The 13,475-nt window shown below is 63.4% G+C and carries 17 protein-coding genes; 16 read left to right on the forward strand and 1 reads right to left on the reverse strand.

Annotation, left to right across the window (positions count from 1 at the left end; translation table 11 throughout):
* Positions 1 to 99 precede the first annotated feature (99 nt).
* Positions 100 to 2,115, forward strand: a complete 2,016-nt coding sequence (locus BM118_RS37365; protein WP_092192673.1) for an ABC transporter ATP-binding protein — start codon at positions 100 to 102, stop codon at positions 2,113 to 2,115.
* Here the strand turns inward: BM118_RS37365 and BM118_RS37370 are convergent.
* Positions 2,046 to 3,281, reverse strand: a complete 1,236-nt coding sequence (locus BM118_RS37370; RefSeq protein ID WP_092192675.1) for an FAD-dependent oxidoreductase — start codon at positions 3,279 to 3,281, stop codon at positions 2,046 to 2,048. The two genes, BM118_RS37365 and BM118_RS37370, sit on opposite strands and share 70 nt — an antisense overlap.
* 670 nt (positions 3,282 to 3,951) lie before the next feature.
* On the opposite strand from BM118_RS37370, the gene rpsL reads away from it, so the two are divergent.
* The 15 genes from rpsL (at position 3,952) to rpsQ (ending at position 13,420) form a co-directional block, all read left to right on the forward strand.
* Positions 3,952 to 4,323 (forward strand): 30S ribosomal protein S12, encoded by a 372-nt coding sequence (rpsL, locus tag BM118_RS37375; RefSeq protein ID WP_007603006.1) that lies wholly within the window; start codon positions 3,952 to 3,954, stop codon positions 4,321 to 4,323.
* 15 nt (positions 4,324 to 4,338) lie between these two features.
* Positions 4,339 to 4,809, forward strand: a complete 471-nt coding sequence (gene rpsG, locus BM118_RS37380) for a 30S ribosomal protein S7 (RefSeq protein ID WP_011088154.1) — start codon at positions 4,339 to 4,341, stop codon at positions 4,807 to 4,809.
* Positions 4,810 to 4,842: 33 nt separating this feature from the next.
* Positions 4,843 to 6,915: an elongation factor G gene (fusA, locus tag BM118_RS37385; protein ID WP_092192677.1), complete on the forward strand. Its 2,073-nt coding sequence runs from the start codon at positions 4,843 to 4,845 to the stop codon at positions 6,913 to 6,915.
* A 40-nt stretch (positions 6,916 to 6,955) separates the two neighbouring features.
* Complete coding sequence (gene tuf, locus BM118_RS37390; protein WP_011088152.1) at positions 6,956 to 8,146, forward strand: elongation factor Tu; 1,191 nt, start codon at positions 6,956 to 6,958, stop codon at positions 8,144 to 8,146.
* Positions 8,147 to 8,228: 82 nt separating this feature from the next.
* Positions 8,229 to 8,537, forward strand: coding sequence for a 30S ribosomal protein S10 (rpsJ, locus tag BM118_RS37395; protein WP_002712302.1), 309 nt, complete (start codon positions 8,229 to 8,231; stop codon positions 8,535 to 8,537).
* A 52-nt stretch (positions 8,538 to 8,589) separates the two neighbouring features.
* Positions 8,590 to 9,306 (forward strand): 50S ribosomal protein L3, encoded by a 717-nt coding sequence (gene rplC / locus BM118_RS37400; protein ID WP_027549196.1) that lies wholly within the window; start codon positions 8,590 to 8,592, stop codon positions 9,304 to 9,306.
* A 1-nt stretch (position 9,307) separates the two neighbouring features.
* Entirely contained in the window at positions 9,308 to 9,928 is a 621-nt protein-coding gene (gene rplD, locus BM118_RS37405) for a 50S ribosomal protein L4 (protein WP_011088150.1), read from the forward strand.
* The gene (locus BM118_RS37410) at positions 9,925 to 10,227 is read left to right on the forward strand and encodes a 50S ribosomal protein L23 (RefSeq protein ID WP_011088149.1); all 303 of its coding nucleotides are present in this window, start codon (positions 9,925 to 9,927) and stop codon (positions 10,225 to 10,227) included. The genes rplD and BM118_RS37410 overlap by 4 nt, the downstream gene beginning before the upstream one ends.
* A gap of 12 nt (positions 10,228 to 10,239) precedes the next feature.
* Positions 10,240 to 11,073, forward strand: a complete 834-nt coding sequence (gene rplB / locus BM118_RS37415; RefSeq protein WP_011088148.1) for a 50S ribosomal protein L2 — start codon at positions 10,240 to 10,242, stop codon at positions 11,071 to 11,073.
* A gap of 12 nt (positions 11,074 to 11,085) precedes the next feature.
* A complete protein-coding gene (gene rpsS / locus BM118_RS37420; RefSeq protein ID WP_008136357.1) occupies positions 11,086 to 11,364 on the forward strand; it encodes a 30S ribosomal protein S19 in 279 nt (92 codons plus the stop codon).
* Between the two features lie 10 nt (positions 11,365 to 11,374).
* Positions 11,375 to 11,761 (forward strand): 50S ribosomal protein L22, encoded by a 387-nt coding sequence (rplV, locus tag BM118_RS37425; RefSeq protein WP_028137020.1) that lies wholly within the window; start codon positions 11,375 to 11,377, stop codon positions 11,759 to 11,761.
* A 17-nt stretch (positions 11,762 to 11,778) separates the two neighbouring features.
* Complete coding sequence (rpsC, locus tag BM118_RS37430; RefSeq protein ID WP_092192679.1) at positions 11,779 to 12,501, forward strand: 30S ribosomal protein S3; 723 nt, start codon at positions 11,779 to 11,781, stop codon at positions 12,499 to 12,501.
* A gap of 31 nt (positions 12,502 to 12,532) precedes the next feature.
* Positions 12,533 to 12,946 carry a 50S ribosomal protein L16 gene (gene rplP / locus BM118_RS37435; protein ID WP_008549252.1) on the forward strand — a complete coding sequence of 138 codons (414 nt, stop codon included), beginning with the start codon at positions 12,533 to 12,535 and terminating at the stop codon, positions 12,944 to 12,946.
* Between the two features lie 5 nt (positions 12,947 to 12,951).
* Entirely contained in the window at positions 12,952 to 13,158 is a 207-nt protein-coding gene (rpmC, locus tag BM118_RS37440) for a 50S ribosomal protein L29 (RefSeq protein WP_011088144.1), read from the forward strand.
* 13 nt (positions 13,159 to 13,171) lie between these two features.
* Positions 13,172 to 13,420 (forward strand): 30S ribosomal protein S17, encoded by a 249-nt coding sequence (gene rpsQ / locus BM118_RS37445; RefSeq protein ID WP_027549198.1) that lies wholly within the window; start codon positions 13,172 to 13,174, stop codon positions 13,418 to 13,420.
* Positions 13,421 to 13,475: the final 55 nt, after the last annotated feature.

A 13,475-nucleotide genomic window follows, 5' to 3' on the forward strand; every position in this document is an offset into this window, starting at 1 on the left:
GCCGAATTCATTCTGATCGCATAGAATCAGTGCAATAGCGGTTTCCGCTATTTCCGGCTTTCTCTGCGGTCATGCCGGCCGTCAGCATTCGTTGGTTTCATGGCGTCCAAGCCTCCCTCTCCCGACAAACAGAAGCTCGCCGTGGAAGAGGCGGCCGAGCTCGACAAGCTCGCCGCCACCGCCAAGCCGGACCTCGAAGACGACGAGGACGAGGAAGACGAGGAGGACGACGAGCTGGAGCTCGATGACGACGATGAGGACGAGGACCTCGTCGTCTTTACCGCGCGCGAGGCCGCCGGCGCGCTCGCGACCATCGTGGGTTTCGTCAAGCCCTATCTGGCCAACTACAAGCGGATGCTGTCGTTCGTGGCGTTCGGCGTCGTCGTCGAAACGCTGTTCAACGTCATCATGCCGCTCAGCCTGAAGTTCCTGATCGACGACGCGCTCGGCGAGGAGGATTTCCAGGCGCTGTACAAGATCCTCGGCGTGCTCGCGGCCGCCGGCATCTTCACCTCGATCGTCGCGGTCTGGTACGAGCGCTGGGACGCGCGGCTCGCGGCCAGCATCATCTCCGACGTCCGCAAGCACCTGTTCGAGCACGTCCAGGACCTGCCGGCGGCCTATTTCGGCCGCACCAGGCGCGGCGAGATCCTGTCGCGTTTTTCCGTCGACCTCGCGGCGTTCGAGAGCTCGGTCAAGACCTTCGCCAACAGCGCGGCGCTGCCGTTCCTGGAGTTGTTCGCCGGCATCATCCTGATGGTGTTCCTGAACTGGCAGCTCGCGGTGGTTGCGCTGCTGGTGTTTCCGATCACGCTGATCGGTCCGCGCATGCTCACGCCGAAGGCGGTGCAGGCCAATTACGAGCAGAAGCTCAATGAATCCGCGCTGCTCGGCATGGTGCAGGAGAACGTGGCGGCACAGGCCGTGATCAAGGCGTTCAGCCTGCAACGCCGGATGTTCGGCTTCTTCGCCTTCCGCAACGACGAGACCCGCAACAGGATCGCCTCAGCCGCGTTCCTGTCGACCATGGTGGAGCGGACGGTCACCATCTCGGTGCTGCTGCTGCACCTCGTGGTGCTTGCGATCGGTGCGTATCTGGCGACCAAGGGCCAGATCACCATCGGCACCTTCGTCACCTTCGAGAGCGCGTTCTGGGAGGTCTCCTACAACATCGCCCATGTGATGCATTTCATCCCGGTCTCGATCTCCTCGGCCGCCGCGATCCGGCACATCCAGGAGCTGCTCGACGAGCCGACGCGCGGGGCCGATCGGGCCGGCGCGCCCGATCTGCCGCGCATTACACACGACATCACCTTCGACCGCGTGACCTTCCAGTACGAAGGCAGCCAGACGCCGGTGCTGGACAATCTCAGCCTCAAGCTCAATGTCGGCAAAAGCATCGCCATCGTCGGCCCCTCGGGCTCCGGCAAGAGCACGCTGCTCAACCTGATCCTGCGGCTCTACGTGCCCGACGAGGGCCGCGTCACCATCGACGGTGTCGATGTCCGCAAGGTGACGCTGGATTCGCTGCGCCGGAGCATGGCGGTGGTGTTCCAGGAGAACATGCTGTTCAACATGTCGATCCGCGAGAACATCCGGCTCGGCAAGGAGGGTGCGACCGACGCGGAGGTGGAGGAGGCGGCCAAGAAGGCCGAGATCCACCGCTACATCATGAGCCTGCCGCAGCGCTACGACACGCCGGTGGGCGAGCGCGGAGATACCCTGTCGGGCGGCCAGCGCCAGCGCATCGCAATCGCGCGCGCGATCATCCGCAACCCGTCCGTGCTGCTGCTGGACGAAGCCACCTCGGCGCTGGACCAGACCACGGAGGCTGCGATCAACCGCACCCTGCTCAAGGTCGCCAAGGGCCGCACCATGATCTGGTCGACCCACCGCCTGACCTCGGTGGTCGAGATGGACGAGATCATCGTGATTTCAGGGGGCAGGGCGATCGAGCGCGGGTCGCATGCCGAGCTGCTCGCCAGAAACGGCACCTATCGCAAGCTCTGGAACGACCAGATCCACCAGCCGCATGGCGCTGTGGCTCAGGCCGATGACGACAGCGACGGTGACGACGAGGATGAAGACGACCTCGAGGACGACGAGGAGGAGTGACCGAGGACGTTCGGCTCCAGATCGAAGGCGCCTCCAAGCGGCCGCAGCAGCCCTTGAGCCGTCCAGGCGATGAAGCGCGCCCAGCGCTGCGCCGTCCAGTAGGGGCTCGTGGCGATCGAGACTGAGCGGAAGTCGAACGCCTTCGCCGCCGACCACGCGTCGCAGGCCCGCTTGACCGGATCGGCGTAGAAGCCGGCGATCTTGGCCGCATTCATCCCGTCGGAGGAAAGCCACTGCGGAATGTAGACGTTGCAGAGCCGCTCGACGTCGGTGAAGACCTTGTCGCAGCCGGTGCCGGCGACGGGACAAGAGGTCGAGAAGGCATCTCCGACCAGCACGATTCCGGGCTGGCCGCGAGGGTCGTTCACGTAGAGATCGACCGGTCGGACCGTCAGCTCGCCGGGGATGTCGAAGGCGCCGGTGATGCGCTTGAGCCGGGGCAGGGCGGCGTCCAGCGTCGCAGCTGGTGCACGGCGCAGCCCGCGCAGCCAGGGATCGTCGAAGCCGCGGTAGACGAACAGATTGGCGCGCATCCGCGTGCCGATCGGAAACAGCGTGATGTAGGGGATGCAATCGCTCGGCCGCTCCGAGAAATAGGTGAGTGCGGGGAAGTCGAACGAATTCCGACCCGCCGGCACCACGTCGAACCCGATCGAGATCGAATGGCAGGCGCTGACGACCTTGCGGGCGATGCCGAGCTGGTGGCGCAGGCCGACGTTCAGGCCGTTGGCCAGCACGACCAGGCGGGCCGAGATCGTCTCGTCGTTGGAGAGCGTGATCTTCTGCCGCTCCGGACTGGTCTCGACCGCCACGGCCTTGGCGCAGATTCGCTCGACGGTGGCAGGGATTTCGTCGCGGACGGCGTTGACCAGCGAATCGTAGAGGATGTTGAACTGTCGGCTCGGCGCCTTGTCGAGCAGGCGGCCGAAGCGGGCGATCCAGTTTTCGCCGGCAAAGGTCGCGCGGCGCAGCACTGATTCTGCGATTCCGGTCTTCAGGAATCGCTCGACCTGCACCTGGCCGCTGAGTTTTTCGACTCGAAAGTCCGCCGGATAGCTCTCATGCGGATCGATCAGCATCGTCGAAATGCCGGCGCGGCCGAGCATTGCGGCGGCGATCGAGCCGGACAATCCCCCGCCGATAATGGCAATGTCGGTGTACCGCATGGCGCCAATCTCCGCCGAAGGCGGCAGTTTGACGCATCAACAGGAAAAAAAGCCTTAGCATGGGTCATAAAAGTTCTTTTAACCCGGATACAAATAGATCTAGGGCTAGCGGAATGGGCACGTCGTTCCCACATCGTGGAAGCGCGGTGAGGGCGGCCAACAGGCGAATTCCATAGGCGCGAGAAGCGCTTTGTGACTGTCGTTTCGCCTTGACTTGATCGATTCCCACTTATAGAAAGCGCCTCACTTAACGACAGGCGGTGAGCATCGCCAACGTCGGAACGGGCCACCCGTTGATCCCTCAGGGGTCGTTGAAGACGGGCACCAACCTCGACGAATGCCGCTCAAACGCTGTCGATCATAGCTAGGCAATGCCAGTGCGATTTTAGGTCTCTAGAGCTCGTTCTCTTGAGATCGAATTCGGATGCATGACCTCGGTGCGCGGGCCGCAGCTTTAAGCTGATTGGCCTGAAACTGCGGTCCTCTGTGGCGTCGTAACGCTTTCCGCTCGGTGATGGAGCGGTTGGCGCAATTTCGCTTTGTGCGGATTGTTCCGTGCAGGGCGACCTCGTCGGGTGGGTGGCCCGAAAAGAATTGCGGTTCCGGCAACGGGCCGCGGCAAGACAGCGGGCCCGGAAGGGGCCGCAGCAGAACAAAGGGTAAGGCCAGGATGCCGACGATCAACCAGCTGATCGCTCAACCGCGGGAAGTGCAGAAGTCGCGCAAGAAGGTGCCGGCGCTGCAGCAGTCGCCTCAGAAGCGTGGTGTTTGCACCCGCGTCTACACCACGACCCCGAAGAAGCCGAACTCGGCGCTTCGTAAGGTCGCCAAGGTGCGCCTGACCAACGGCTTCGAGGTGATCGGCTACATCCCCGGCGAGGGCCATAACCTCCAGGAGCACTCGGTGGTCATGATCCGCGGCGGCCGCGTCAAGGACTTGCCCGGCGTGCGCTACCACATCCTCCGCGGCGTTCTGGATACCCAGGGCGTCAAGAACCGTAAGCAGCGTCGTTCGAAGTACGGCGCCAAGCGTCCGAAGTAAGCGGGAACCACGTCCATGTCTCGTCGCCACTCAGCGGAAAAGCGCGAAGTTCTCCCCGATCCGAAGTTCGGGAACATCGTGATCACGAAGTTCATGAACTCGGTGATGTATGCCGGCAAGAAGTCGGTCGCCGAAGGCATCGTCTACGGTGCGCTCGGCATCATCGAAACCAAGACCAAGCAGAACCCGCTCGGCGTGTTCGAGCAGGCGCTCGAGAACGTCATGCCGACGATCGAGGTTCGCTCCCGCCGCGTCGGCGGCGCGACCTACCAGGTTCCGGTCGAGGTTCGTTCGACCCGCCGGCAGGCCCTGGGCATTCGCTGGCTGATCTCGGCCGCGCGCGAGCGCAACGAGAAGACGATGACCGAGCGGCTCTCGGCGGAGCTCTTGGACGCATCGAATAACCGGGGGAACGCCGTCAAGAAGCGTGAAGACGTGCACCGGATGGCGGAAGCCAACCGCGCCTTCTCGCACTATCGCTGGTAACGGCGACACACTCGGACTCGCAAGGAACGACCCATGCCCCGCCAACATGCCATCGAGGACTACCGTAATTTCGGTATCATGGCGCATATCGACGCCGGCAAGACCACGACGACCGAGCGCATCCTCTATTACACCGGCAAGAGCCACAAGATCGGCGAAGTGCACGAAGGTGCCGCGACGATGGACTGGATGGAGCAGGAGCAGGAGCGTGGCATCACGATCACCTCGGCTGCGACCACTGCCTTCTGGGCCGGCAAGCGCCTGAACATCATCGACACTCCCGGCCACGTCGACTTCACCATCGAAGTCGAGCGTTCGCTGCGCGTGCTCGACGGCGCCGTCTGCGTGCTCGACTCGAACCAGGGCGTCGAGCCCCAGACCGAGACCGTCTGGCGCCAGGGCGACAAGTACAAGGTTCCGCGCATCGTCTTCGCCAACAAGATGGACAAGACCGGCGCCGACTTCTTCAAGTGCCTGGCCGACATCGTCGACCGCCTCGGCGCCAAGCCGATCGCGATCCAGCTTCCGATCGGTGCCGAGAACAACTTCAAGGGTCTCGTCGACCTCGTGAAGATGAAGGGCATCGTCTGGAACGATGAATCGCTCGGCGCGAAGTTCGACTATGTCGACATTCCGGAAGACCTCGTCGACCAGGCCAAGGAATACCGCGAGAAGATGGTGGAAGCCGCCGTCGAGCTCGACGACGATGCGCTCGCCGCCTTCCTCGACGGTAACGAGCCGGACGAAGCGACCCTGAAGCGGCTGATCCGCAAGGCGGTGCTGACCGGCGCGTTCTATCCCGTGCTGTGCGGCTCGGCCTTCAAGAACAAGGGCGTGCAGCCGCTGCTCGACGCCGTCGTCGACTACCTGCCGTCGCCGATCGACGTTCCCGCGATCAAGGGCACGGACGACCGCGGCAACGAGGTCGTGCGCAGGGCCGACGACAAGGAGCCGCTCGCGCTGCTCGCGTTCAAGATCATGGACGACCCGTTCGTCGGCACCATCACCTTCTGCCGCATCTACTCTGGCGTTCTCCAGAGCGGCACCGGCGTCGTGAACTCGACCCGCGAGAAGAAGGAGCGCATCGGGCGCATGCTGCTGATGCATGCGAACAACCGCGAAGACATCAAGGAAGCCTATGCCGGCGACATCGTCGCGCTGGCCGGCCTGAAGGAAGCGCGCACCGGTGACACGCTGTGCGATCCCGACAAGCAGGTGATCCTGGAGAAGATGGAATTCCCCGAGCCGGTCATCGAGATCGCGATCGAGCCGAAGTCCAAGGCCGACCAGGAGAAGCTGGGCGTGGCGCTGGCCAAGCTCGCGGCGGAGGATCCGTCCTTCCGTGTCTCGACCGACCAGGAGTCCGGCCAGACCATCCTCAAGGGCATGGGCGAACTCCATCTCGACATCAAGGTTGACATCCTCAAGCGCACCTACAAGGTCGACGCCAACATCGGCGCGCCGCAGGTTGCGTTCCGTGAGCGCGTCACCAAGAAGGCCGAGGTCAAGTACACCCACAAGAAGCAGACCGGCGGTACCGGTCAGTTTGCGGAAGTGTCGATCGTGGTCGAGCCGAACGAGCCCGGCAAGGGCTACGAGTTCGAGTCCAAGATCGTCGGCGGTGCGGTTCCGAAGGAATACATCCCCGGCGTCGAAAAGGGCCTCAACAGCGTGATGAGCTCTGGTGTCGTCGCGGGCTTCCCCGTGGTCGACGTCAAGGTTCAGCTCGTCGACGGCAAGTACCACGACGTCGACTCGTCGGCGCTCGCCTTCGAAATCGCATCGCGCGCGGCATTCCGCGAAGCCTTGCAGAAGGGCAAGTCCGTCCTGCTCGAGCCGATCATGAAGGTCGAAGTGGTGACCCCGGAAGACTACACCGGCTCGGTCATCGGCGACCTGAATTCCCGGCGCGGTCAGATCCAGGGTCAGGACATGCGCGGCAACGCCAACGTCATCAACGCGATGGTGCCGCTCATGAACATGTTCGGTTACGTGAATAACCTGCGCTCGATGAGCCAGGGTCGCGCAACCTTCACCATGCAGTTCGATCACTACGCAGAAGCGCCGGCCAACGTGTCGGCAGAAGTCCAAAAGAAGTTTGCCTGATTGTCGTCGGTCTCAAGCTGACGATTGAACGGAGAGTCAAATGGCCAAAGCAAAGTTTGAACGTAACAAGCCGCACTGCAACATCGGCACCATCGGTCACGTCGACCATGGCAAGACGTCGCTGACCGCGGCGATCACCAAGATCCTCGCCGAGACCGGCGGTGCGACGTTCACCGCGTACGACCAGATCGACAAGGCGCCGGAAGAGAAGGCGCGCGGCATCACGATCTCGACCGCGCACGTCGAGTACGAGACCAAGAACCGCCACTACGCCCACGTCGACTGCCCCGGCCACGCCGACTACGTGAAGAACATGATCACCGGCGCCGCCCAGATGGACGGTGCGATCCTGGTCGTGTCGGCCGCTGACGGCCCGATGCCGCAGACCCGCGAGCACATCCTGCTCGCCCGCCAGGTCGGCGTGCCCGCGCTCGTCGTGTTCCTCAACAAGTGCGACATGGTCGACGATCCGGAACTGCTCGAGCTCGTCGAGCTCGAAGTCCGCGAGCTGCTCTCGAAGTACGAATTCCCGGGCGACAAGATCCCGATCATCAAGGGCTCGGCGCTCGCCGCTCTCGAAGATTCGGACAAGAAGCTCGGCCACGACGCCATCCTCGAGCTGATGCGCAACGTCGACGAGTACATCCCGCAGCCGGAGCGTCCGATCGACCAGCCGTTCCTGATGCCGGTTGAAGACGTGTTCTCGATCTCGGGCCGCGGCACCGTCGTGACCGGCCGTGTCGAGCGCGGCATCGTCAAGGTCGGCGAGGAAATCGAGATCGTCGGTCTGCGTGCGACCCAGAAGACCACCGTCACCGGCGTCGAAATGTTCCGCAAGCTGCTCGATCAGGGCCAGGCCGGCGACAACATCGGTGCTCTGCTCCGCGGCACCAAGCGCGAGGACGTCGAGCGCGGTCAGGTGCTGGCGAAGCCGGGTTCGGTCAAGCCGCACACCAAGTTCAAGGCTGAGGCCTACATCCTCACCAAGGAAGAGGGCGGTCGCCACACCCCGTTCTTCACCAACTACCGTCCGCAGTTCTACTTCCGCACCACCGACGTGACCGGTGTCGTGCATCTGCCGGAAGGCACCGAGATGGTGATGCCGGGCGACAACATCGCGATGGAAGTGCACCTGATCGTGCCGATCGCGATGGAAGAGAAGCTCCGCTTCGCGATCCGCGAAGGCGGCCGTACCGTCGGCGCCGGCGTCGTCGCCTCGATCATCGAGTAATTACGAGAATAGGGATCGGCGAGTAGCGAATGGTGACATTCGCTATTCGCTATTCGCCACCCACTGAAGAGAGACCACGGCAATGAACGGCCAAAACATTCGTATCCGACTCAAGGCGTTCGACCATCGTATCCTCGATACGTCGACCCGCGAGATCGTGAACACGGCGAAGCGCACCGGCGCGCAGGTCCGCGGACCCATTCCGCTGCCCACCCGCATCGAGAAGTTCACCGTCAACCGTTCGCCCCACGTCGACAAGAAGAGCCGCGAACAGTTCGAGATGCGCACTCACAAGCGCCTGCTCGACATCGTCGATCCGACCCCGCAGACCGTCGATGCTTTGATGAAGCTCGATCTGGCCGCCGGTGTCGACGTCGAGATCAAGCTCTAAGATTTTTGGATCCCGTTCGCGTAAGCGGACAGAAAGAACAGGAAGCAAGCCGATGCGCTCCGGAGTGATCGCACAAAAGGTCGGGATGACGCGGGTCTTCACGGAGGCCGGCGAACATATCCCCGTGACCGTGCTGAAGCTCGGCAATTGCCAGGTCGTAGGCCACCGCACCGAAGAGAAGAACGGTTACGTCGCGCTCCAGCTCGGTTCTGGCAGCCGCAAGACCGTTTACATGCCCAAGGCGGAGCGCGGCCAGTTCGCGGTCGCCAAGGTTGAGCCGAAGCGCCGGGTCGAGGAATTCCGCGTCACCGCGGATGCCATGATCCCGGTCGGCGCCGAGATCCAGGCCGATCATTTCGTCGTCGGCCAGTTCGTCGACGTCACCGGCACCTCGGTCGGTAAGGGCTTCGCCGGCGGCATGAAGCGCTGGAACTTCGGCGGTCTGCGCGCCACGCACGGTGTGTCGGTCTCGCACCGCTCGATCGGTTCGACCGGTGGTCGTCAGGATCCCGGCAAGACCTGGAAGAACAAGAAGATGCCCGGCCACATGGGTGTCGACCGCATCACCACGCTCAATCTTCGAGTCGTTCAGCTCGATGTCGAGCGCGGCCTGATCCTCGTCGAAGGCGCCGTTCCCGGCTCTAAGGGCGGCTGGATCCGCGTGCGCGACGCCGTCAAGAAGCCGCTGCCGAAGGAAGCTCCGAAGCCCGGCAAGTTCAAGGTTGCGGGTGGCGAAGCCGAGGCTGCGGCCCAGCAGGAGGGTGCGTGAGATGGAATTGAAGGTCACCACCCTCGAAGGTAAGGAAGCCGGCTCGGTCCAGCTTTCCGACGCCATTTTCGGCCTCGAGCCGCGCCAGGACATCATTGCGCGTTGCGTGCAGTGGCAGCTCAACAAGCGTCAGGCCGGCACCCACAAGGCCAAGGGACGCGCCGAGATCTGGCGCACCGGCAAGAAGATGTACAAGCAGAAGGGCACCGGCGGTGCTCGTCATGGCTCGGCCCGCGTGCCGCAGTTCCGTGGCGGTGGCCGCGCCTTCGGCCCGGTGGTGCGTTCGCACGCCACCGACCTGCCGAAGAAGGTCCGCGCGCTGGCTCTCAAGCATGCGCTGTCGGCCAAGGCCAAGGACGGTGATCTGCTGGTGATCGACAAGGCCGCGCTGGAAGCCGCCAAGACCAAGGCGCTGCTCGGTCACTTCTCGGGCCTGGGGCTCACCAACGCGCTGATCATCGACGGCGCCGAGCTCAACAACGGCTTTGCCGCCGCGGCCCGCAACATCCCGAACATGGACGTGCTGCCGATCCAGGGCATCAACGTCTATGACATCCTGCGCCGTCAGAAGCTCGTTCTGACCAAGGCCGCCATCGATGCGCTGGAGGCGCGCTTCAAATGACGAAGAACATCGAGCCTCGCCATTACGACGTGATCGTCGCTCCGGTCGTCACCGAAAAGGCGACGCTGGCGTCCGAGCACAACAAGGTCCTGTTCAAGGTGGCTGCGAAGGCGACCAAGCCGCAGATCAAGGAAGCGATCGAGAAGCTGTTCGACGTCAAGGTCAAGAGCGTCAACACGCTGGTTCGCAAAGGCAAGACCAAGGTCTTCCGCGGCAACCTCGGCTCGCAGTCGAACACCAAGCGCGCGATCGTGACCCTCGAAGAGGGCCACCGGATCGACGTCACCACCGGTCTGTAAGGTCGTACGACGATGGCACTGAAGACATTCAATCCCACGACGCCGGGCCAGCGCCAGCTGGTCATGGTCGATCGTTCGGCCCTCTACAAGGGCAAGCCGGTCAAGGCGCTCACCGAGGGCAAGCATTCCTCGGGCGGTCGCAACAATACCGGTCGCATCACCGTGCGCTTCCGCGGCGGCGGTCACAAGCAGACCCTGCGCATCGTCGACTTCAAGCGCGACAAGGTCGATGCGCCCGCGACCGTCGAGCGGCTGGAATACGATCCGAACCGCACTGCGTTCATCGCGCTGGTCAAGTACGAAGACGGCACCCAGGCCTATATCCTGGCGCCGCAGCGCCTAGCGGTCGGCGACTCCGTGGTGGCCGGCAACTATGTCGACGTGAAGCCCGGCAACGTCATGCCGCTCGGCAACATGCCGGTCGGTACGATCATCCACAACATCGAGGTCAAGATCGGGAAGGGCGGCCAGCTCGCTCGTTCCGCCGGCACCTACGCCCAGCTCGTCGGTCGCGACCAGGACTACGTCATCATCCGCCTGAATTCGGGTGAGCAGCGCCTGGTGCACGGCCGTTGCCGCGGCACGATCGGCGCGGTGTCGAACCCGGATCACATGAACACCTCGATCGGCAAGGCCGGCCGCAACCGTTGGCTGGGTCGCAAGCCGCACAACCGCGGTGTTTCGATGAACCCGATCGACCATCCGCACGGCGGTGGTGAAGGTCGTACCTCGGGCGGCCGTCACCCGGTTACTCCGTGGGGCAAGCCGACCAAGGGCAAGAAGACCCGCTCCAACAAGTCGACCAACAAATTCATTCTCCTAAGCCGCCACAAGCGGAAGAAGTAAGGAACGCCGGACATGGTTCGTTCAGTCTGGAAAGGCCCGTTCGTCGAGGGTTCTCTGCTCAAGAAGGCAGATGCCGCGCGCGCGTCCGGCCGTCACGACGTCATCAAGATCTGGAGCCGTCGTTCGACGATCCTGCCGCAGTTCGTCGGCCTGACCTTCGGTGTCTACAACGGTCAGAAGCACGTGCCGGTGGCCGTCAACGAGGAAATGGTCGGTCACAAGTTCGGCGAGTTCTCGCCGACCCGGACCTTCCATGGCCACTCCGGCGACAAGAAAGCCAAGAAGGCTTGAGGATTAAACGATGAGCAAACCTAAGCGCGAACGGAGCCTCGCCGACAACGAGGCCAAGGCGGTCGCCCGGATGCTGCGGGTGAGCCCGCAGAAGCTCAACCTGGTCGCCCAGCTCATTCGCGGCCGGAAGGCGGCTGCTGCGCTCGCCGACCTGCAGTTTTCGCGCAAGCGGATCGCGGTTGACGTGAAGAAGTGCCTGGAATCGGCTATCGCCAATGCCGAGAACAACCACGACCTCGACGTCGATGATCTCGTCGTGGCGCAGGCCTTCGTCGGCAACGGCCTCGTGATGAAGCGCTTTGCCGCCCGCGGCCGTGGCCGTTCGGGCCGTGTCTACAAACCATTTTCGCAGCTGACGATCATTGTTCGTCAGGTCGAAGCCGAAGCAGCCGCTTAAGGGCGCAGGAGAACACGATGGGTCAAAAGATCAATCCGATCGGTCTGCGTCTCGGCATCAACCGTACCTGGGATTCCCGCTGGTTCGCCGGCAAGCAGGAATACGGCAAGCTGCTGCACGAGGACGTCAAGATCCGCGAGATCCTGCACAAGGAGCTCAAGCAGGCGGCCGTCGCCCGCATCGTGATCGAGCGTCCGCACAAGAAGTGCCGCGTCACCATCCACTCGGCTCGTCCGGGCGTGGTGATCGGCAAGAAGGGCGCCGACATCGACAAGCTGCGCAAGCGGGTCGCGGACATCACCTCGTCCGACGTCGTCATCAACATCGTCGAGATCCGCAAGCCGGAGCTCGATGCGACGCTGGTGGCCGAGTCGATCGCGCAGCAGCTGGAGCGCCGCGTGGCGTTCCGCCGTGCCATGAAGCGCGCCGTGCAGTCGGCGATGCGTCTCGGCGCGGAAGGCATCCGCATCAACTGCTCGGGACGTCTGGGCGGTGCGGAAATCGCGCGCATGGAGTGGTACCGCGAAGGTCGCGTTCCGCTGCACACGCTGCGCGCGGACATCGACTACGGCGTTGCGACCGCGTTCACGACCTTCGGCACCTGCGGCGTCAAGGTCTGGATCTTCAAGGGCGAGATCCTCGAGCACGATCCGATGGCCCAGGACAAGAGAATGGCCGAAGGCGAGACTGGTGGCAGTGGTGATCGTGGCCGTCAGCGCCGCGATACGGCTGCAGCCTAACGCCGGCACAGGAATTTGAGGGCTTAAAGCCATGATGCAACCTAAGAAAACGAAGTTCCGGAAGGCGCATAAGGGCCGCATCCACGGCGTTGCGTCTTCGGGCGCGACGTTGGCGTTCGGCCAGTACGGCCTGAAGGCGACCGAGCCTGAGCGCGTCACCGCGCGCCAGATCGAAGCCGCCCGCCGCGCGCTGACGCGTCACATGAAGCGCGCCGGCCGCGTCTGGATCCGCGTGTTCCCCGACCTTCCGGTGTCGAAGAAGCCGGCCGAAGTCCGCATGGGCTCCGGCAAGGGTTCGCCGGAACTGTGGGTGGCGCGCGTCAAGCCGGGCCGGGTGCTGTTCGAGATCGACGGCGTCAACACCCAGACGGCGCGTGAGGCGCTGACCCTGGCGGCCGCCAAGCTGCCGATCAAGACGCGCTTCGTCGAGCGCATTGCGGAGTAATGGCCATGGCCCAGATGAAGATCGAAGACATCCGCGCGATGAGCCCCGACCAGCAGGATGACGCCATCCTGAACCTGAAGAAGGAGCGCTTCAACCTGCGCTTCCAGCGCGCCACCGGGCAGCTCGAGAACACCTCGCGCCTGCGCGAGGCCCGCCGCGACATCGCCCGGATCAAGACCGTCGCCGCGCAGACGCGCGCGAAGAAGAAGTAAGAGGCTTACGAAGATGCCGAAACGTACTTTGCAGGGCGTGGTCGTCAGCGACAAGACAGCCAAGACGGTCGTTGTCCGCGTCGATCGCCGCTTCACGCACCCGATCTACAAGAAGACGATCCGCCGTTCGAAGAACTACCACGCGCACGACGAGAACAACGAGTTCAAGCCGGGCGATATGGTTTGGATCGAGGAATCGAAGCCGATTTCGAAGTTGAAGCGCTGGATCGTGATCCGGGGCGAACACAAGAAAAGCGCCTGATCTGTTGGCTTTAGCCGACTGCCTTCAGGGAAATGTTGAGCGCCGGCTGGGCTGG

Origin of the sequence: Bradyrhizobium sp. cf659 (assembly GCF_900113725.1) — a bacterium.
Lineage (GTDB): Bacteria > Pseudomonadota > Alphaproteobacteria > Rhizobiales > Xanthobacteraceae > Bradyrhizobium.